Below are 19,446 nucleotides of genomic sequence, written 5' to 3'. Positions count from 1 at the left end.
GAAGGCTATGTGCTCGCGGCCGCGCGAGAGGTGCGCCTCCCCCGTTCGGCAGGCGAAGTCCGACCCTGCGGGGTGGCCTCGCGCGGATAGGGTCGGTCGCATGACCCAGATCGACGGCGGAAAGATCGACGCGCTCTTCGGAAGCGCGGTGGAGCAGGGCAGCTACGTGGGCGGGGCGGCGATCGCCGCGAACGCCGACGGGGTGCTCTACGAGAGCGGCTTCGGGACCGCGACGGCGGACACCCTGTTCCGGATCGCCTCGATGACCAAGGCGATGACGACCGCCGCGGTGCTGCACCTCGTCGACGCCGGGAAGGTGTCGCTGGACGCCGAGGTCCGCGAGTACATCCCCGCCTACGGCGAGCTGCAGGTGCTCGACGGCTTCGACGGCGACACCCCGATCCTGCGCGCGCCGAAGACGCAGTCGACCGTCCGCCAGCTGCTCAACCACACCAGCGGCCACGGATACGCGTTCCTAAACGAGAAGCTCGTGAAGTACCACGAGGTCACCGGGACGCCGAGCGTCCTGGCCTTCCACCGGAGCATGCTCACGCTGCCGCTGGTGAACGACCCCGGCACGACCTGGGAGTACGGGATCAGCACCGACTGGGCCGGCCAGGTCGTCGAGGCCGTCAGCGGCCAGACGCTCGGCGAGTACCTCGGCGAGCACGTCTGGGGTCCGCTCGGCATGACGAGCACGACGTTCGACGCGTCCGGCTCCGCGGACCGGCTGATCCCGATGCAGTCGCGGATGCCCGACGGCACGCTGCAGCCCAACGGGATCGAGCTGCCCACCCCGCCGGAGATCCACAGCGGTGGCGGCGGGTCGTACTCCACCGTCGGCGACTACGGGCGCTTCATGCGCATGCTGCTCGGCGGCGGCGAGCTCGACGGCACGCGGATCCTCTCGGCGGAGAGCGTCGAGCTGATGTTCACCCCGTCGCTGGGCGACATCGCGCTCCCCGACGTCATCAAGAGCTCCGACCCGCTGCTCTGCAACGACGTGCCCTCGGCGCCGCTGCCGCAGGACTGGGGCCTGGGCCTGCACCTGATGCTCGCCAACCTGCCGGGCATGCGGCACGCCGGGACCGGCGACTGGGCGGGCCTGACCAACTGCTACTTCTGGGTCGACCGAGCCGCCGGGCTCTGCGGTGCCGTGCTCACCCAGGCCCTGCCGTTCTTCGACGAGAAGATCGTCATGGGGGCACTGGCGTTCGAGGGCACCGTGTACGCCGAAGTCGGCGCGGCCGCGGCCGCCTAAGCACCGCAGCGCCAAATTCGACGGGGCGCCGTTGCGGTGCCCTAAGCTGCGCGACTCGCGGTGGCGGCGCAACCGGGCCACCGCGGGTCGCGCCGCGCGAGTGCTCCTCGACGCGGAGCGGTCTCCAGGTCCAGTCTCGCTTCGTCCCTCAGGAGCCCCATGTCCCGAGCCCGTGTTGCCCTCGCGTCCGTCGCGTCGCTGCTCGTCGTCGCCGCCTACGTCCCGATCGCGAGCGCCGCGCAGCTCGACGCGGGCGCGAGTCACACCTGCGCCGTCCGCGACGGAGGCGTGGTCTGCCTGGGGGCGAACGACGCCGGGCAGCTCGGAGACGGGTCGCTCACCAGCTCCTCGGAGCCGGTGAGCGTCAGGCTGCCGGCCGGCCGCACCGCCACCGCGGTCAGCGCCGGCGGCCAGCACTCCTGCGCGATCCTCGACGACGGCTCCGCGCGATGCTGGGGAGCGGGCGGTTCCGGGCAGCTCGGCGCCGGCACCCGCCGCGGCTCCCCGACCTCCGTGGCCGTCCAGCTTCCCGCCGGGCGTACCGCCCGTGCCGTCGATGCGGGCGCCGAGCACACGTGCGCGATCCTCGACGACGGCGCTGCCGTCTGCTGGGGCGAAGGCGAATCCGGACGCCTGGGCAACGGAACCACGGACAGCTCGTCCGTTCCTGTCCCCGTCCAGCTGCCGGCCGGGCGCACCGCCACCGCCATCACCGCGGGGTTCTCCCACTCGTGCGCCATCCTCGACGACGGCGGGGCCGTCTGCTGGGGGGCCAACGTCGTCGGCCAGCTGGGCAACGGGACCACGAGCCGGTCCCCCGTCCCGGTCCCGGTCCCGGTGGCGCTCCCGGCGGGCCGCACCGCCACCGCCATCTCCGTCGGGAACAGCCACTCGTGCGCGATCCTCGACGACGACCGTGTGGTCTGCTGGGGCAGCAGCTCCTTCGGGGAGCTCGGCGACGGCACGACGATCGCCAAGTCGACCCCCGTCGCCGTCCAACTGCCGGCCGGACGGTCTGCCACGGCGATCGCCAACGGCGCGAACCACTCGTGCGCCGTCCTCGACGACCGGACCGTGACCTGCTGGGGCCTCGGGTCCTTCGGCCAGCTCGGCGCCGGATCCACGGAACGCACGTCGACGCCCGTCCCCGCCGAGCTGCCGTCCGGGCGGACCGCGACCGCCCTCACGGCCGGTGGGTCCCACACGTGCGCGCAGCTGGACGACGACAGCACCGCGTGCTGGGGCAACAACGCCAGCGGGCAGCTCGGGATCCCCAACGCCCGCCCGGCCCCGGTCCCGGTCGGCGTCCTGCTGCCCGCCGGACGCTCCGCCGAGTCCGTGGCCGCCGGTGCCGGCCACTCGTGCGCCGCGCTCGCCGACGGCACCGCCCGCTGCTGGGGCCGGAACCTCCACGGCGAGCTGGGCGACGGCACCACGCGCGACTCCGCGGTCCCGGTCGACGTCCGGCTCCCGACCGGCCGCACCGTCACCGCGCTCACCGCGAACCTCGGCTTCTCCTGCGCGATCCTCGACGACGGCGCGGCCCGGTGCTGGGGCGACAACCAGTACGGACAGCTCGGGAGCGGAACCCGGACGGCGGCGAGCACGCCCATCGCCGTCCCCCTGGGCACCGGTCGCACCGCGACCGCCATCTCGGCCGGGGCCTACCACGCCTGCGCGATCCTGGACGACGGCTCGGCCGCGTGCTGGGGCTACAACACCCGAGGTGCGCTCGGGAACGGCACCACCGGGGAGACCCAGACGCCGGGCCCGGTCGCGGTCCAGCTTCCCGCCGGCCGCAGGGCCACATCCATCGCCGCCGGCGGCTACCACACCTGCGCGGTCCTCGACGACGGCAGCGCGGCCTGCTGGGGCGACGGCGACTACGGTCAGCTGGGCAACGGCGGCACGACCTTCTCCACCGTCCCCGTCGCCGTGCAGCTCCCGGCCGGGCGCACCGCCACCGCCATCACCGCCGGTGAGTACTGGTCGTGCGCGATCCTCGACGACGGCTCCGCCGCGTGCTGGGGGGAGAACCCCTACGGCCAGCTCGGCAACGGCACCACCGGCGAGTTCTTCGAACCCGGCGCGACGACCCCGGTCTCCGTCCTGCTGCCCGCCGGCCGGACCGCCACCGCCATCACCGCCGGGCCGTATCACACGTGCGCGACGCTCGACGACGACACCGCCACCTGCTGGGGCGCGAACTTCGTCGGCGCGCTCGGAGACGGCACCACCACCTCGTCTCCGACCCCCGTCGCCGTCCGGCTCGCCGCCGGCCGGCGTGCGACCACCCTCTCCGCCGGTGCCGTCCACACATGCGCGACGCTCGACGACGGCACCGCGGCGTGCTGGGGCGGCGGCGAGGCCGGGCAGCGTGGCGACGGCAAGACCAACGCGGCGTACGTCGCCGTCCGCTCGGCCATCTCGCCGACCCCGGTGAACACGGTCCCGGTCTGCACCGCCGGCGCGGCGACCGTCGCGCGCGACGCGACCGGGGTCGAGGTCGGGTCCTGCTCGGACGCCGATCCCGGCGACACCCTGGACCTCAGGATCACCGCGGCGCCGACGCACGGCACGGCGGTCGTCGACGGGTCCCGGGTCCGCTACACCCCCGACGCGGGCTACACCGGATCGGACAGCGTGACGTTCGTCGCGAACGACGGCGCCGCCGACAGCGCGGCGGCGACCGCCACGATCACCGTCGACGGACCCCGCCCCAGCCCCGGCGGTGGCGGCGGCGACACCGGCACCGGGGGGACGGGGACGTCCCCCAGCACCGGCCAGGCACCGCCCGCCCCGACGACGGGCCCCGCGCCGACGACCGCTCCCGCCCCGGTCGCCCAGCCCGAGCTGGCCGGTCTGCTCCCGGCGAAGCTCAACGTCCGGCGCGCCGCCGTCCGCGACGGCCGCCTGGACCTCCTGGCCGACATCACCCGCGAGGCCACCGGTTCCGTCCGGTTCACCGTCACGGCTCTCGGGAGGACGTATCGCTTCAGCGTGGACGTCCCCCGGACCGGGATCCTGCGCCTCGACCGCGCCCTGCCGACGACGATGCGCCGCGCGCGCACCGCCATCATCGACATCGCCTACGCCGGCTCAGGGGTCGTGGCTCCCGACGCCGCACGCCTGCGCGCCGCCGCAGGCCCGGCGCGCCTGGCCGCGACCACCAGCACGCTCGTCGGCGACGTCCTCACCGTCGCCGGCACCGTGGCCACCCGCGCCCGTGGCGTCGTGCGGATCAGCCTGACGTACACGACGCCGGCCGGCACGCCGTACGTCCTGAACTACCGCGCCCCGATCGTCGACGGGCGCTGGTCCCTTCAGCAGCGGATGCCGCAGGGCGTCACCGTCAGGACCGGACAGCTCGTCGTCGAGTTCACCGGACACCTCCCGACCCGCACCCGGGGCGAACGGCTCAACCGGCTCCTGCCGTGACCCTGCCGACGGGCAGGGACCATCCGCCCGGATGATGCGCCGGGCACGCGGAGCCGCGAGGCTGTCCTCGTGCCCGACGACCTCCGCTCGCTCACCCTCGCGGTCGCCGACGGCGTCGCGACGATCACGCTCATGCAGGGCGACCGTGGCAATCCGTTCGACGCGACGCTGTGCGCCGAGCTCGCGCTCGTCGCCACCGAGTGCGCGGAGGACCCGGCCGTCCGCGCGGTCCTGATCCGGGCCGAGGGCCGGTTCTTCAGCGTCGGCGGCGACCTCGGCGCGCTCGGCGCCTCGCGCGAGGAGCTGCCGCGGTTCGTGCAGAACGCGACCACCGGGTTCCACTCGGCGATGTCGCGGTTCGCGCGGATGGACGCCCCGGTCGTCTGCGCGGTCCACGCGCTCGCCGCCGGCGGCGGCGTGTCGCTCGCCGCCGGGGCGGACTTCGTGCTCGCCGCGGCGAGCGCGCGGTTCTACGCCGCCTACCAGGGGATCGGCCTGGCGATCGACGGCGGGGGCAGCCACAGCGTGCCGCGGAAGGTCGGCGCGGCACGCGCGCTGTCGTTCTACCTGCGCAACGAGACCTGGACCGCCGAGCAGGCGCACGCGTACGGCCTGGTCACCGAGGTCGTTCCCGACGGGGAGCTCGCGGACGCCGCGCACGCGCTCGCGGCCGAGCTGGCCGCCGGCCCGACGCGCGCGTTCGGCGAGGTGAAGAACCTCCTGCGCGCGACCTGGGACACGCCGCTGGAGGCGCAGCTCGAGCAGGAGGCCCGCGCGATGGTCCGGGCGGGGCGCACCGACGACGCGTGGAACGCGATCCAGGCGGTGGGCCGCAAGGAGCGGCCCACCTTCGGCGGCTCCTAGGCGCTCACGGCCCGTCGTTCGTCCCGCGCGCGGCCAGGCGACCGTCACCCTCAAGCGCTGAACCGTCGGGTGCGCGTCAGCGCCCGATCGCGCTGCCGGCGCCGCCGAGCTGCTCGCGCAGCTCGCGCTTGAGGATCTTCCCCGAGGCGTTCTTGGGGATCTCCGGCACGACGTGCACGGACTTCGGGACCTTGTGCGCGGCGAGACCGCCGCGCGCGTGGGCGATCAGCTCGTCCTCGGTGACGGTCGCGCCGTCGGCGAGCACGACGACCGCCGCGATCGCCTCGATCCAGCGCTCGTGCGGCAGGCCGATGACCGCGACCTCGGCGACCGCGTCGTGGCGGAAGAGCGCGTCCTCCACCTCGCGGCTGGCGACGAGCACGCCGCCGGTGTTGATGACGTCCTTGATCCGGTCGACGACGAACAGGTACCCCTCCTCGTCGATCCGGACGAGGTCACCGGAGTGGAACCAGCCGCCCGCGAACGCCTCCGCGGTCTCCTGCGGCTTCTCCCAGTAGCCCCGGCAGAGCTGCGGGGAGCGGTAAACGACCTCGCCGAGCTCGCCGGGCTGCACGTCGTTCATGGCGTCGTCGACGACGCGGGTCTCGACGAACAGCGCCGCCCGGCCGACCGAGTCGGGGCGCGCGGCGTGCTCGTGCGGCTGCAGGATCGTGGCGAGCGGCCCGATCTCCGACTGGCCGAAGCAGTTGTAGAAGGCGACGTCCGGCAGCCGCTCGATCAGCTTCTCGAGGACCGGCACCGGCATGATCGACGCGCCGTAGAACGCCTTGCGCAGCCCGTCGAGGTCGCGCGTCGCGAGGTCCGGGTGCCCGGCGATCGCGACCCACACGGTCGGCGGCACGAACACGGAGTCGATGCCGTCCTCCTCGACGCGCCGCAGGATGTCCGCGGGGTCGGGCGCCTCGACGAGCGTGTTCGTCGCCCCGACCGCGAGGTAGGGCAGCAGGAACACGTGCATCTGCGCGGAGTGGTAGAGCGGCAGCGCGTGCAGCGGCGCGTCGTCCTCGTGCAGGCCGAGCCCGACGATGCAGCTGACGTACTCGTGCACGAACGCCCGGTGGGTCATCATCGCGCCCTTCGGCAGCGACGTCGTGCCCGACGTGTAGAGCAGCTGGACGAGGTCGTCGTCGCCGACGCCGTCCTCCTCGTGCACCGGGGCGGCGGGATCGGCCATCCACGCGAGCACGTCGCGGGCCGGACCGGCGCCGTCGCGCAGCGTGCCGCGCCGCACGCCGGCGTCCAGGCGATCGGCGATCGCGTCGACGTTCGCCGCCAGCGCGGGGTCGACGAACACGGCCGCGGCCCCGGACTGGGTGAGCAGGTAGGCGAGCTCGTCGCCGGTGGCGTTGAAGTTCACCGGCACGTGCACGAGGCCGGCGCGGGCGCACGCGAGGTACAGCGCCAGGTACGCGTCGGAGTTCTTGCCGTAGGCGGCGATCCGGTCGCCGGGTCGCGCGCCGTCGGCGAGCAGCTGCGCGGCGACGCGGCCGACCGCGGCGTCGAGCTGCGCGTAGGTCCACTCGCGCGCACCGAAGCGCAGCGCGACGCGCGCCGGGACGCGGCGCGCGCTGCGGGAGAGGATCTGGCCGACGGTGCTGGGGAAGGCGGGGACCGGGGTCATGCCGGCCGTCCTACCCGGTGAGGTCGCGACCGATTAGCGCCCGCGCGATGACCCACAGGAGCACCTCGTTGGCGCCCTCGAAGATCTCGAGGATCTTCGCGTCGCGGTAGATCTCCTCGAGGCGGAACGTCTCCCCGGTCGCGGCGATCTGCTTCGCGAAGCCGTAGCCGCCGTAGACCTGCAGCGCGTCGCGCGCCAGGTCGTTGGCGAGCTTCGTGCCGAACGACTTGGCCATCGACGCCTCGGGCTCGCCGGAGCGGTCGCCGCGGTCGAGCCGCACCGCGGCCTTCTGGTACATCGAGCGGGCCGCCTCCAGGTGGGTGGCGTGCTCGGCCAGGCGGTACTGCCAGTGCTGCATCTCGCCGAGCTTCTTGCCGAACAGCTGGCGGGTGCCCAGGCGCTCCACCGCGAGGTCCATCGCCGCCTGCGCGACGCCGACGCCCGCGGCGCCGATCCCGACCCGGCCGGCGGCCAGCGACGCGAGCGCGACGCCGAGCCCGCGCCCGGGCTCGCCCAGCACGTTCTCGGCGGGGACCTCGACGTCCTCGAAGACGATGTCCGCGGTGATCTGGCCGTGGTGACCCATCTTCAGGTCGGGCTCGCCGACGGTGACGCCGGGCGAGTGCATGTCCACGAGCAGCATCGTCATCGCCTGCTCGTCCCCGTCGCGGCACAGCACGCACAGCCAGTCGGCGACGACGCTGTTGGTGATCCAGCACTTGCGGCCGTTGAGCACGAAGCCCGAGTCGGTGCGCCGGGCGACGGTCTTCAGCGTCGACGGGCTGAGGTCCGAGGACGCGTCGGGCTCGGTCGTCGCGAAGCTGAACGCGCTCTCGCCGCTGATGAGCTTCGGCAGCACGCGGTCGCGCACCTCCGGCCGGGCGAAGCTCAGGCAGCGCGCGTTGAGGATGCACTGCCCGTCGTAGACGCCCGCCATCGAGGAGGACTCGTAGGCGATCTCCTCGGTGACGATGCACGTCGCGAGGATCGGGTGGTCGAGGCCCGCGCCGTGCGGCGCCGGGAACGGCACGGCGAAGCAGCCGTCGGAGGCCAGGCCGCGGAACGCCTCCCACGGGAAGCTGTCGCGGGACTCCGGGGTCTGCGCGATCTGCCGGGCGACGGGCGCGAGGTGCCGCGCGACGGAGTCGCGGGCCAGCTCGCGGACGTGGGCGACGTCGTCCGGGAGGAAGACGTCGTTCCAGGTGCGGTCCTGGGTGCGCGCGGGACCGGTGCGCTCGACGGTGCTCACGCGGACGGGACGGTCCACGTCGTGCGCATCGAGTGCACGCCGTTGATGAAGTTGTTCGTCTGGAAGTGCGGCTCGTGCGCCTCGATGTCCGGGAAGCGGCGGAACACCTCGGTGAGGCCGTACTTGACCATCTGCCGGCCGAGCGCGGCGCCCATGCAGTAGTGCGGGCCGCCGCCGCCGAAGCCGAGGTGCGCGTTGCGGGTCTCGCGGGTGATGTCGAACCGCGTGTGGTCCGCGAACGCCTCCTCGTCGTGGTTGCCGCTGACGTACCACATGACGACCTTCTCGCCCTCGGCGATCTTCACGCCGCGGATCTCGGTGTCGTGGGTGGCGGTGCGGCGGAAGTGCATGACCGGCGTGGAGTAGCGCAGGACCTCCTCGACGGCGCCGTCGATGTGCCGGTCGAAGTCGGACATGAGCAGCGCCCGCTGGTCCTCGTGCACGGTGAAGAGGTTCAGGGCGTGCGCGAGCGAGTGGCGGGTGGTGTCGTTGGCGGCGGAGCCCAGCAGGCTGAAGAACGCGCCGATCTCCCAGTCCTCGAGCGTGCGGCCGTCGACCTCGGCGGCGACGAGCCAGGAGATCAGGTCCTCGCCCGGGTTCACGCGCCGCTCCTCGACGAGCTCGAAGCAGATGTCGAGCAGGCGCATCGCCTCCTCGCCGTAGGTCTCGAGCGCGTCGCGGCCCTGCTGGGCCTCCGGGTCGTCCCAGGCGAGCATCTTCTCGGCGGCGTCCATGATCGTCGCGCGGACCTCGCCGTCGTGCACGCCGAAGAAGTCGGCGAAGATCCGGCCGGGCAGCTCCTTGGCGAACTCGTTGGCGAAGTCGATGTCGCCCTTCTGGCCGACCTCCTCGCAGAGCTTCACGACCTCCTCGTGGACCCAGCCCTCGATCTGCCGCATGCGCCGCGGGGTGAACGCCTGCGAGACGAGCGAGCGCATCTGCTGGTGCTCGGGGTCGTCCATGAAGAGGAACGACTGCGACATCGTCGCGACGGCCTCGGGGAAGTCCTCCATGAGGAATCCCTGGCTGGAGATGAACGTCTTGGCGTTGCGGGACACCGCGCGGATGTCCTCGTGCTTCCACAGCGACCAGAAGCCCGGCGTGTCCTCGTCGGGCGGCATCAGCGTCGACTCGTAGGGACGGTGCCACGAGACGGGCGCCTCCTGCCGGAAGCGCTCGAAGACCTCGCGGTCGCGGTCCATGTAGGGCTTGGCCCAGAAGTCGCGGGCCGAGATGTCGGCGTCGGGCGAGTCGATCGTCGGGCGGCTGGCGGCGGGCGTGCTCATGGGAGCATGCTCGCCCGCCGGCGGAGGCGTCGCATCGCCCGCGAGAGGGATCGCCCCCCACCGCGCGGGGGATCGGGGCCCGGTCAGGTCTGGTCGGGCGAGACGATCGAGACGAGGCGGGCGCGCGCGTCCCCCGCCCCGTCGCGGGCGGCGGGGGCGACGAGGCCCTCGACGACGAGCCGCCGGCCGGTGAGGATCGTCGCCTCGATGTCGGCGTCGGTGAGCGCGAGCTCGTCGTCGCGCAGGCCGAGCGCGACGACGCCGTTCCAGGCACCCCAGAGGAAGCGGGAGAGGCGGCGGGCGTCGAGGTCGGCGCGGACCTCGCCGGTGTCCATCGCCTCCTGGATCTTCGCGCGGAAGCCGTCGAGGGTGACCGCGAGCTTCGCCGTCAGGCGCGCCGCGAGCTCCGGGTCGGCGACGGCGCCGGAGGACGCGGCCTCGACGCCGTCGAAGGCGAGGAAGCGGAACGCGCCGGGGTGCTCGAGGTGGAAGCGCAGGTAGGCGTCACCGCAGGCCATGACCTGCTCCAGCGGGGTGCCGCCGATGGCGTAGGCGGCGTCGAGGTAGCGGCCGAAGAGGTCGGCGGAGCGCTCGGCGAGCGCGTGGTAGAGGCCGTCCTTGTCGCCGAAGTGGTTGTAGATCGAGCCGACGGCGACGTCGGCCGCGGCGGCGACGTCCTCCATGCGGGTGCCGCGGTAGCCGTCGACGCGGAAGGCGGCCTCGGCGGCGTCGAGGATGGCGGCGCGGGTGCGGGCGGCGCGACGGGCGCCACGGGCGGGCCCGGGGGTCGGCGCCGGCGCGAGCGGCGTTTCAGTTGGAGGCGGGTTCATATCTGAATGGGGTTGCAACTATAGCCGGGACGGGGGTAGGCTCGCCCGCATGTCCCAGCATGATGTCGTCGTCGTCGGCGCCCGCTGCGCCGGATCCGTCGCCGCCGCCGTCCTCGCCCGCGCCGGGCGGGACGTGGTGGTCCTCGACAAGTCGAGCTTCCCGTCGGACCAGCTCTCCACCCACGTGCTGTTCGGCGGGGGCGTCGACGTCCTCAAGGACATCGGCGCGTTCGAGAAGATCGCCGCCCGCGACCCCTCCTACATGCAGGACCTCGAGCTGAGCTTCGACGAGGAGGTCACCGTCCGCGAGCCGTGGGGCGGCCCGGTCGGCTCGACCTCCAACTACGTCTGGTGCATCCCACGGCCGCTGCAGGACGCCGTGCTCGTCGAGACCGCGCGCGAGCACGGCGCCGACGTGCGCGAGGGCTGGGAGGTGCTCGACGTGCTCTGGCGCGGCGGTCGCGTGCGCGGCGTGCGGGCCAAGGACCCCGAGGGCGCGATCCACGAGCTGCACGCGAAGCTCGTCGTCGGCGCCGACGGCCGCCGCTCCACGATCGCCGCGCGCGTCGGCGCCTGGCAGCCCTACCGCGCCTCCAAGAACGGACGTGGCCTGGTCTTCCGCTACCTCGACGACCCGCGCGTCGACACGCGCGACAACGCGACCCTGCACCAGTGGCGTGACGGCGACAGCTTCTGCATGACGTTCCCCAGCGCGCCGAAGCCGCGCCTCGTCGCGCTGGTGATGGGCCCCGCCTCGGACGTCGCGCGCGCCCGCAAGGACCCCGAGGGCGTCTGGGAGGAGTTCCTGCGCCGCCACCCCGGCTGGGCGAAGCGGATCGAGGGCGCGACGAACCTCAGCAAGCTGCGGTCGACCGCGGACGTGCCCGCGTACTTCCGGCCGTCGAGCGGGCCGGGCTGGGCGCTGGCCGGGGACGCCGGGCACTTCAAGGACCCCGTGATCGGCAACGGGCAGCGCGACGCGATGTGGATGGGCCACACGCTCGGCACGATGGCGGCGGACGTGCTCGACGACCCGGGCGCGCTGGACGCGACGCTGCGCCGCTACGAGCAGGCGCGCGACGAAGAGTGCCTGTCGGCCTACCACTTCGCCAACGGGGAGACGCGGATCCAGCCGCAGTCCCCGGTGCTGATCGCCCTGGCCCGCAAGGCCGCCCGGCGCGTGGACCCGGACCCGGACCTCAGCGACGTCTTCCAGCGCGTGCGCACCCAGCAGGACGTGCTGCCGGTGCGGCGGCTCGCGCAGGGGCTCGGGCTCGCGGTCGCGCACGACCTGCGCCACCGGCCCGGTGCGCTGCCCACGACGCTGCGCGGCGCGGTCGAGGACCTGCGCACCGACCTGCTCGTGCGGGCGGAGGCGCGCGCGAAGCGGTTCCGCTCCACCCGGCTGATCCGCGGCTCCGAGCACCCGGGCTGGACCTGGCCGGCGCCGCCCCGGCGCCCCGCCGCCACCGTCCCGGAGACCGGCGCCCCGCCCGTCGCGGCCGCCGCTCCCGTGCCGGCACCGCCGTCGGTCCCCGCCGGCCGCGAGGCGGTGGTCGCATGAGCGCGCGCCGCCCGATCACCGTCGCCGCCGTCCAGGCCGACCTCGAGCTCGCCGCGGTCGAGCGGAACCTCGAGACGATCGAGGACCTGATCCGCGACGCGCACCGCGAGCACGCGCCCGACGTCATCGTCGTGCCCGAGGCGATGACCTCGCCGAACGTGTTCAACAAGCGGCTGCGCGGCGTGACCCGCCCGGTCGACGGCGCGCCGTTCCAGCTGCTGACGCGGCTGGCGCGCGAGCTCGACGTCGTCGTGACCGGCGGCTTCCTCGCCCGGCGCGGCCGGGACGCCTACGGGACCTACGTGCTCGCGGAGCCCGACGGCGGCGCGCACCTGCACGACAAGGACATCCCGTCGGCGTGGGAGAACCACTACTACCGCGGCGGGGACGACGACGGCCGCGTGCACTGCCGGGCGCTCGGGCTCGACGTCGGGCTCGCGTCCGGCTGGGAGTGGGCGCGCCACCGCACCGCGAAGCGGCTGCGTGGCGTCGACCTCGTGCTCGGAGGCATGTGCTGGCCGTCGTTCCCCGCGAACTGGACCGTGCCGCCGCTCAACCGCTGGGTCGAGCGCGAGCACGCGCTGTGGGTGCGGCAGAACCGCGAGCTGCCCGCCCAGGTCGCGCGGCTCGTCGGCGCCCCGGTCGTCTACGCCGCGCACGTCGGGTCGGTCGAGGCGCGGTTCCCCGCCGCGCCGGTGGTGCCGTGGCGCACGACGTGCATCGGCGAGACCCAGATCTGCGCCGCGGACGGGACCGTGCTCGCGCGCCGCACCGAGGCGCAGGGCGCCGGGCACGTCGCGGCCGAGGTGACCCCCGGCTCGGTCGCGCCGCTGGACGAGCTGGCCGACCGCTTCTGGATCCCGGCGATGAGCCTCTCGACCCACATCGCCGCCTGGCACGTGATGAACAACCACGGCCGCCTCGACTACTGGCAGAAGCGGCTGCGCGGCAAGCACGAGTGGCAGTCGATGCCCGCGGGCGACCTGCCCGACGCGCTGCCGCCCGTCGCCGACGAGCAGGAGCAGCACTTCGCCACGACGCCGTAGCGCTTGCCGCCCGCGCCGCTCCGCTGTACGTTCGCGTTCACCAGAGCGGGAGGGCGCGGGATGACCGGCAGGACGGGGACGAGGAGCAGCAGGACGGTCGGGGCGACGATCGCCGTCGCCTGCGCGCTCGCGGTCGGGCCGGGGACGGCGACGGCCACGCACGCGGCCGCGTCCGCTGACGCGTCCGCCGACGCGGCCCGCGCCGTCGCCGCCCAGGTCCCGGGCGCCCGGCTGCGCGCCGCGGGCGGACCGATCGACCCGACCGTCGCGCTCCCTGGCGTGGCCGACGTCCTACGCGGTCGCGCCGACGTGATGCTCGACCCGACCTTCTGGGTCGCGACGGTGTCGAACCTCCTGGAGTCGGGGTCGCTGATCCTCCCCACCCCGGTCGACGCGGTGCGCCCCGAGGCGTTCCTGCCGACCGCGCCCGTGGCGGCCTCCGGGACCCCGTCGGCGCTCCCGCGCGAGACCGTCGATCTCGGCGACCTGCGCTACGAGTGGCGCGGTCGGCGCAAGTCCCTGCGCGACTTCCTGCGGACGACCGAGACGGACATCGTCGCGTTCGTGCACCGCGGACGGATCGTCACCGACGCCTACGCCAACGGCTGGTCGGCCGAGGTCCGCCACCAGCCGTGGTCGGCGACGAAGTCGGTGATCAGCGCGGTCGTCGGCATCGCCCTCGACGAGGGCCGCGTGCGGTCCCTCGACGACCCGATCGAGCGCTACGTCCCGCAGTTGCGCGGGAGCGCCTGGGAGGGCACGACGATCGAGAACCTCCTGCAGATGGAGTCCGGCGTCCACTGGGACGAGGACACCCCGGTGCTCGCGCTGAACACGCAGGTGCAGCAGTGGATCCAGGCGGCGCTGGACCTCGTCACCGACGGGCGACTCGGGCAGGGCCGCAACGCGTTCCTGCGCGCTCTGCCGCGCGTGGCGCCGCAGGGCACGCGCTTCTCCTACAACAGCGGCAACACCCAGGTGCTCGCGTGGATGACCGAGGAGGTCTACGGCAAGCCGTTCAACGAGGTTCTCGGCGAGAAGCTCTGGCGTCCGGCGGGGATGGCGGGCGACGCCCGGATCCTCACCGACCGAGCCGGGGACGCGATCGCGTCGCAGGGACTGTACGCGCGGGTGTTCGACCTCGCGCGGTTCGGCGAGCTGTTCCGCCGCGGCGGCCGCACGCCGGAGGGCCGGCAGGTCGTCCCCGAGTCGTGGACCCGCACCTCGACCCGCATGACCGACCTGTCCCGCGGGCGCTACGCGCTGCAGTGGTGGGCCGGGCCGACGCCCGACAGCTACCAGGCGTCGGGCTTCCAGGGCCAGAAGATCTCCGTCTCCCCCGCCCACTGCCTCACCGGCGTGCGGCTCTCGCACGCCTTCGGCCTCGACTCGCGGCCCGGCGACGGGCCGCCGACCGACCCCGACGCCTACGGCTTCGGAACCGAGTTCGCGGCGGAGGAGTGGAACGCGCTGTACCGCGCGGTCGCCGCGCGTCTGGGCACCTGCCCGCCCGCGACGGCGCCGGCCGGACCCCCAGGCCGGGCGGCGACCGTGCGCCTGGGCCGGGCCGCCGTCGCCTCGCGGGCGGCGGCGCTGCGGCGGGGCGCGCTGGCGCTGCGGGTCGGCGTGACCGGGCGCCGGATGGAGGTCCGGATCGTCGTCAGCGCGGCGGGCCGTCGCGGCGGGCCGCGCCGCACCGTCGCGGCGCGACGCCTCGTGCTGCGTCCCGGACCGGTGCGGGTCGTGTCGGTGCCGTTGACCGCGCAGGGTCGGCGGCTGCTGCGCGCCACCCGACGGGTCCCCGTGCTCGTGCGGGCCACCGGGGACGGCGACGACCGGCCCGGTGCGCACCGGCGGGTCGTCGTGCGGTAGCGCGGAGCCCTACGCCGCGTCGGGCGCGGAGCGGCGCAGCACGTCCGCGAGCATCAGCGCGACGCGCAGCTCGAGCTGGCGCTCCTCGACCGGGTGGCCGAGCAGCTCGCCCGCCCGGCGCACGCGGTAGGCGACCGTGTTCTCGTGGACGCCGAGCCGGCGCGCGGCACGGACGAAGCTCGATCCCTCCTCGAGGAAGACGCGGAGCGTCGCGGCGATGCGGCGGGCCGCGTCGGTCTCCGCGCCGAGCGCCCCGAGCTCGCGCTCGGCGAACCGGCGGGCCTCGCCGACGTCGTGGGTGAGCAGGCCGGTGAGCGCGACGTCGCCGTAGCGGGCGACCGCGCCGGGCGCCCGGCGACCGAGGTGCACGACGCGGCGGGCGAGCAGCGCCTCCTCGTGGGAGCGGCGGAAGCCGTCGATGCCGTCGTGCGGGTCGCCGACCGCGACGCGCGCCCCGACGACCAGCGCGTCCTGGTCGCGCAGCGCGCGCAGCACCCCGACGTCCGGCGTGGTCCGCAGCCCGATCCAGGCTGCGAGCGTACGCCGCCCGAGCGGCACGCAGAGCGCGTCGGTCCCGCCGAGCGTCCGCTCGATGTCGTGCGCGATCCGCTCGAAGATGCCGATCGTGCCGTCCTCGTCCTCGCCCTCCTCGCCCCACACGACGATCGCGACGTGCGTGCGGGCGAGCGCGTAGCGCAGCCGCTGCGAGGCGCGCTGCTCGTCCACGGTGGAGCCGTCGAGGATCGCGCGGACCTCGTCGGCGCGCAGCGCCGCGGCGCTGCGCACCCAGCGCTCGCGCTCGGCCATGAACGCCTCGGTGATGCCGAGCTGCACCGCGTCGAGGTACGGGAACATCCAGGCGCTGCAGTAGCTGACGGTCTCGGCGAGCAGGTCGCGGTCGGCGACGCGCACCGCGAGCCGCTCGAGCATCGTGCCGACGTACACCTGGTGACCGACCTGGTAGGCGCGCATGAGCGTCTCGATCGGCAGGCCGTGGCGGACGAACTCGCGCGCGTAGTGCATGGCCTCCGCCGGGGCGGTGGCCGTGAACGGCTCGACGTCGTCGCGGAGCATCTCCGCGATCAGCCCGATGTTCGCGCGGCAGCTGCGGATCGTCTCGTCGTGCAGCGAGCGGTCGAGCGTCTCGATCTGGTCGTGGATCGCGTCCGCGAGCAGGACGGCGACCCCGTCGAGCTCGGGGATCAACGCCTCCGCCATCTCCTGCACCGCCTCGCGGCACGCGGGCGAAGCCCCGGCCGTCGTCACCTGCGCCATCACGTCTCCTCTCCCGTGGGACCCGTCGAGCCTACCCCGCCCGCCGGGATCGGGGCAACGCTCCACCGTCGCGCGGGCGGCCGACGGGTCAGGCGCCGGCGACGAGCTGCGGCGCGCGGACGGCGGCTCCGGCCCGCTCGTCCTCGCGGACGAAGTCGGCACAGCGCTCGCCCACGAGGATCGCGGGGGCGTTCGTGTTGGCGCGCGTGATCCGGGGCAGGGCGCTCGCGTCGGCGACCCGCAGACCGGCGACGCCGTGCACGCGCAGGCGGGCGTCGAGCACGCCCTCCCCGGGCTCGCCCATCCGGGCCGTGCCGGCCGGGTGGTACGTGTTCAGACAGGTGCGCCGGACCCAGCGCTCGAGCTCCTCGCCGGTACGGACGTCCGGTCCGGGGGTGATCTCGACGGACACCATGTCCGCCAGCGGTCCCTGGGCGACGATCTCGCGCGTCAGCCGGATCCCGCGGACCATCGCCTCGAGGTCGGCGCGCTCGGTCAGGAGGTTCAGCTGCACGGCGGGCAGCCGGCGCGGGTCGCGGGAGACCGCGCGCACCGTGCCGCGGCTCGCCGGCGTCCAGTACGACTGGGCGATCGCGAACGCCGGGCGCGGATGCTCGGCCTTGCCGTTCTCCCAGAAGAACACGGGGGCGTGCACGAGCTGCATGTCGGGTGCGGGCAGGTCGGGCAGCGTGCGGACGTGCGCGAGCGCCTCCGCGACGTTGCTCGCGAGCTTGCCGCGGCCCGTGAGCAGCCAGCGCAGCACGTGCTGCGGCCTGGCCGCGTCGGACAGGCCCAGCCAGGGCTCGCGCAGCTCGTAGTTGCAGAACGTGAACGGGTGCTCCTGCAGGTGCGCGCCGACCGCCGGGTTGTCGACCAGCGGCTCGACCCCGATGTCGCGCAGGTGCTCGGCGTCACCGACACCGGAGAGCTGCAGCAGGTGCGGCGTGTTGAACGCCCCCGCGCTGAGGATCACCTCGCGCCGGGCGCCCACGCGCCGGACGGTGCCGCGCCGCTCGAGCTCCACGCCGACCGCGCGGCCGCCCTCGATGACGACCCGGTGCACCAGCGCCCCGGTCACCACGGTCAGGTTCGGCCGCCGTCGGGCGCCGTCGAGGTACCCGCGGACGGTGCTCCAGCGCCGGCCGCCCGAGGTGGTGGTGGGGGCCAGGGAAACCCCGTCGAGGTCGGGGCCCGACAGGTCCTCGGTGCGGGCGATGCCGGCAGCGGCGGAGCTCTCGACGAACGCGCGCGCCACGGGGTCCGGGTCGCGCAGCCGCCGGACGCGCATCGGGCCCCCGTGGCCGTGCGCGTCGTCGCGCAGCAGGTGGTCCTCCATCCGCAGGAACGTCGGGAGCACCTCCTCCCAGCTCCAGCCCGGCAGGTCCCAGCCGTCGTAGTCGAGGTGGCTGCCGCGGATCCACAGCATCGCGTTCATCGCGCTGCACCCACCCAGCAGCCGGCCGCGCGGCTCGGGGATCCGGCGGCCGTCGAGTCCCGGCTCGGGCTCGGTCAGGTAGCCCCAGTCGCGGGCGCTGTCGATCAGCTCGGAGAACCCGGCCGGTGCCCGCGAGGCGAGGACGCGGTCGCCGCCGCCCGCCTCGACGAGCAGGACACGCCGCGCCGGGTCCTCGCTGAGCCGGGCCGCGACCGCGCACCCGGCCGATCCGGCGCCGACGACGATGTGGTCGTAGATCTCCATGGGCCGAGCATGCTGCGCGCACGGACGCCGGTGTTCGGGGTCGTCGCAGGTCACCCGACGGCTCCTCCGTGAATTCCCCCAACGCCATGTGGCAGGCTGCGCGGATGGCGCGGATCCCGCAGCTCGGCGAGGTTGCCCCCACGGTCGCGGGCGTGCGAGGAGCTCGTCACCGCGGTCGCCACGCGGCTGGAGCCGCGGGTCGAGGAGATCGCCGAGCGGCTGATCGACCGGGTCGTCGCCGAGATGGACCTGCCGCGCGAGGACGAGGACCTGCGCGAGGACCTGCTCGCCGCGGCCCGCGGGAGCGTCGCGCTGCTGACGGTCATGGCCCGCTCGTGGACCGACCCGCACATCGTCCCGGCGCCGCAGGACGCGCTGACCTGGGCGCGCGGGCTCGTCGCGCGCGGCCTGCCGATCGACGCGCTGCTGCGGGTCTACCGGATCGGGCAGTCCGGCTACCACGCGCTCTGGCACGAGGAGCTCGTCGCCAGCGGCGCCCCCGCCGCGGTCGTGCTGGAGGCGCTGAACGCGACCACCGCGTTCATCTTCACGTGGATCGACGCGATCAGCGCCCCGCTGGTGGAGGCCTACGAGGACGAGCGCCTGCGGCGCCTGGGCGGCAGCGACGCGGTCCGCGCCGAGACCGTCGCCGCGCTCCTCGCCGGGGAGGCGCTCGACGTCGCGACCGCGGGCGCGCGGCTGGGCTACGACCTCGAGCGCCCGCACGTCGCGCTCGTCGCGTGGGCGCCGACGCAGGCGCCCGACGCGGCGCGCGACGGGCTCGAGGCGCTCGCCGGGGAGCTCGCGGAGGCGCTGTCGGCGGACGGCGGCCGGCCGCTGCTCCTGCGCGAGGACGCGCGGACGCTGACCGCCTGGGTGCCGAGACCGCGGCCCGTGGCGCTCGAGCCGCTCGCCGTCCTGGCCCGCGCGCGCGGCGCGCGCGTCGCGCTCGGCGGCAGCGGGGACGGCGTCGCGGGCTTCCGCAGCTCGCACGACGAGGCGCAGCGCGCCCGGCGGGTCGCGCGGCTCGTGCGCCAGGGCAGCCCGGTGGTGCGCTACCCGGACGTCGCGGTGCTCGACCTGCTCACGCGCGACGTCGCGCAGGCCCGCCGGGTCGCGCGGGCGACGCTCGGCCCGCTGGCGGCGGACGACGACGCGACCCGCCGGCTGCTGGCGACGCTGCGCGTCTACCTGCAGGAGGGCGAGAGCTTCGCCCGCACGGCGCGGCGCCTCGGCGTGCACGAGAACACCGTCTCCTACCGGGTGCGGCGGGCGTTCGAGCTCGCGGGAGCGGAGCACGCGTCGGCGCTGCGCGCGGTCGTCGACCTCGTGCCGCTGCTGCACGACGCCCCGCCGCCCGACCTCTGACCCCTCCGCGCTTCGTGGTTTCCACCAGGGCGGCGGCGTCGGTCTGCGGAAC

13 protein-coding genes are annotated in these 19,446 nt (G+C 74.7%); 7 read left to right on the top strand and 6 right to left on the bottom strand.

Going from position 1 to position 19,446, the window contains the following annotated elements:
• Positions 1–100 precede the first annotated feature (100 nt).
• From C7Y72_RS07400 to C7Y72_RS07390, 3 genes are all read left to right on the top strand, one after another.
• The gene (locus C7Y72_RS07400; protein ID WP_107568128.1) at positions 101–1,261 is read left to right on the top strand and encodes a serine hydrolase domain-containing protein; all 1,161 of its coding nucleotides are present in this window, start codon (positions 101–103) and stop codon (positions 1,259–1,261) included.
• A 159-nt stretch (positions 1,262–1,420) separates the two neighbouring features.
• The gene (locus C7Y72_RS07395) at positions 1,421–4,699 is read left to right on the top strand and encodes an RCC1 domain-containing protein (protein WP_107568127.1); all 3,279 of its coding nucleotides are present in this window, start codon (positions 1,421–1,423) and stop codon (positions 4,697–4,699) included.
• Between the two features lie 69 nt (positions 4,700–4,768).
• Entirely contained in the window at positions 4,769–5,563 is a 795-nt protein-coding gene (locus C7Y72_RS07390) for an enoyl-CoA hydratase/isomerase family protein (RefSeq protein ID WP_199223874.1), read from the top strand.
• Between the two features lie 76 nt (positions 5,564–5,639).
• Here the strand turns inward: C7Y72_RS07390 and C7Y72_RS07385 are convergent, their stop codons facing one another.
• The 4 genes from C7Y72_RS07385 to C7Y72_RS07370 form a co-directional block, all read right to left on the bottom strand.
• Positions 5,640–7,205, bottom strand: coding sequence for a fatty acyl-CoA synthetase (locus C7Y72_RS07385; protein WP_107568126.1), 1,566 nt, complete (start codon positions 7,203–7,205; stop codon positions 5,640–5,642).
• A 10-nt stretch (positions 7,206–7,215) separates the two neighbouring features.
• Entirely contained in the window at positions 7,216–8,454 is a 1,239-nt protein-coding gene (locus tag C7Y72_RS07380) for an acyl-CoA dehydrogenase family protein (RefSeq protein WP_107569685.1), read from the bottom strand.
• The gene (locus tag C7Y72_RS07375) at positions 8,451–9,740 is read right to left on the bottom strand and encodes a cytochrome P450 (RefSeq protein ID WP_107568125.1); all 1,290 of its coding nucleotides are present in this window, start codon (positions 9,738–9,740) and stop codon (positions 8,451–8,453) included. The genes C7Y72_RS07380 and C7Y72_RS07375 overlap by 4 nt, the downstream gene beginning before the upstream one ends.
• Positions 9,741–9,823: 83 nt before the next feature.
• Positions 9,824–10,570 (bottom strand): TetR/AcrR family transcriptional regulator, encoded by a 747-nt coding sequence (locus C7Y72_RS07370; RefSeq protein WP_107569683.1) that lies wholly within the window; start codon positions 10,568–10,570, stop codon positions 9,824–9,826.
• Positions 10,571–10,619: 49 nt separating this feature from the next.
• Here C7Y72_RS07370 and C7Y72_RS07365 point away from each other — a divergent pair, with 49 nt between their 5' ends.
• From C7Y72_RS07365 to C7Y72_RS07355, 3 genes are read left to right on the top strand one after another with little or no spacing between them, the layout of a single operon-like run.
• The gene (locus C7Y72_RS07365) at positions 10,620–12,134 is read left to right on the top strand and encodes an NAD(P)/FAD-dependent oxidoreductase (RefSeq protein WP_158276707.1); all 1,515 of its coding nucleotides are present in this window, start codon (positions 10,620–10,622) and stop codon (positions 12,132–12,134) included.
• The gene (locus C7Y72_RS07360; RefSeq protein ID WP_154734018.1) at positions 12,131–13,180 is read left to right on the top strand and encodes a carbon-nitrogen hydrolase family protein; all 1,050 of its coding nucleotides are present in this window, start codon (positions 12,131–12,133) and stop codon (positions 13,178–13,180) included. Before C7Y72_RS07365 ends, C7Y72_RS07360 begins: the two co-directional genes overlap by 4 nt.
• Positions 13,181–13,240: 60 nt before the next feature.
• Complete coding sequence (locus C7Y72_RS07355) at positions 13,241–15,052, top strand: serine hydrolase domain-containing protein (RefSeq protein ID WP_107568123.1); 1,812 nt, start codon at positions 13,241–13,243, stop codon at positions 15,050–15,052.
• A 9-nt stretch (positions 15,053–15,061) separates the two neighbouring features.
• Here the strand turns inward: C7Y72_RS07355 and C7Y72_RS07350 are convergent, their stop codons facing one another.
• Both C7Y72_RS07350 and C7Y72_RS07345 read right to left on the bottom strand, forming a co-directional pair.
• A complete protein-coding gene (locus C7Y72_RS07350) occupies positions 15,062–16,327 on the bottom strand; it encodes a PucR family transcriptional regulator (protein ID WP_107568122.1) in 1,266 nt (421 codons plus the stop codon).
• Between the two features lie 88 nt (positions 16,328–16,415).
• Positions 16,416–18,026: a GMC family oxidoreductase gene (locus C7Y72_RS07345; RefSeq protein ID WP_107568121.1), complete on the bottom strand. Its 1,611-nt coding sequence runs from the start codon at positions 18,024–18,026 to the stop codon at positions 16,416–16,418.
• Between the two features lie 132 nt (positions 18,027–18,158).
• Between C7Y72_RS07345 and C7Y72_RS07340 the strand changes: the two genes are divergently transcribed.
• Complete coding sequence (locus C7Y72_RS07340; protein ID WP_107568120.1) at positions 18,159–19,394, top strand: PucR family transcriptional regulator; 1,236 nt, start codon at positions 18,159–18,161, stop codon at positions 19,392–19,394.
• Positions 19,395–19,446 lie beyond the last annotated feature (52 nt).

The organism is Paraconexibacter algicola, assembly GCF_003044185.1.
In the GTDB taxonomy this organism is placed as follows: Bacteria; Actinomycetota; Thermoleophilia; order Solirubrobacterales; family Solirubrobacteraceae; genus Paraconexibacter; species Paraconexibacter algicola.
This window is presented reverse-complemented; position numbering and strand designations above follow the sequence as displayed.

Coding starts and splice junctions, on each gene's coding strand:
- C7Y72_RS07350 (WP_107568122.1), bottom strand. CDS start 16,327: ATGGCGCAGGTGACGACGGCCGGGGCTTCGCCCGCGTGCCGCGAGGCG.
- C7Y72_RS07375 (WP_107568125.1), bottom strand. CDS start 9,740: ATGAGCACGCCCGCCGCCAGCCGCCCGACGATCGACTCGCCCGACGCC.
- C7Y72_RS07400 (WP_107568128.1), top strand. CDS start 101: ATGACCCAGATCGACGGCGGAAAGATCGACGCGCTCTTCGGAAGCGCG.
- C7Y72_RS07345 (WP_107568121.1), bottom strand. CDS start 18,026: ATGGAGATCTACGACCACATCGTCGTCGGCGCCGGATCGGCCGGGTGC.
- C7Y72_RS07385 (WP_107568126.1), bottom strand. CDS start 7,205: ATGACCCCGGTCCCCGCCTTCCCCAGCACCGTCGGCCAGATCCTCTCC.
- C7Y72_RS07365 (WP_158276707.1), top strand. CDS start 10,620: ATGTCCCAGCATGATGTCGTCGTCGTCGGCGCCCGCTGCGCCGGATCC.
- C7Y72_RS07355 (WP_107568123.1), top strand. CDS start 13,241: ATGACCGGCAGGACGGGGACGAGGAGCAGCAGGACGGTCGGGGCGACG.
- C7Y72_RS07360 (WP_154734018.1), top strand. CDS start 12,131: ATGAGCGCGCGCCGCCCGATCACCGTCGCCGCCGTCCAGGCCGACCTC.
- C7Y72_RS07395 (WP_107568127.1), top strand. CDS start 1,421: ATGTCCCGAGCCCGTGTTGCCCTCGCGTCCGTCGCGTCGCTGCTCGTC.
- C7Y72_RS07370 (WP_107569683.1), bottom strand. CDS start 10,570: ATGAACCCGCCTCCAACTGAAACGCCGCTCGCGCCGGCGCCGACCCCC.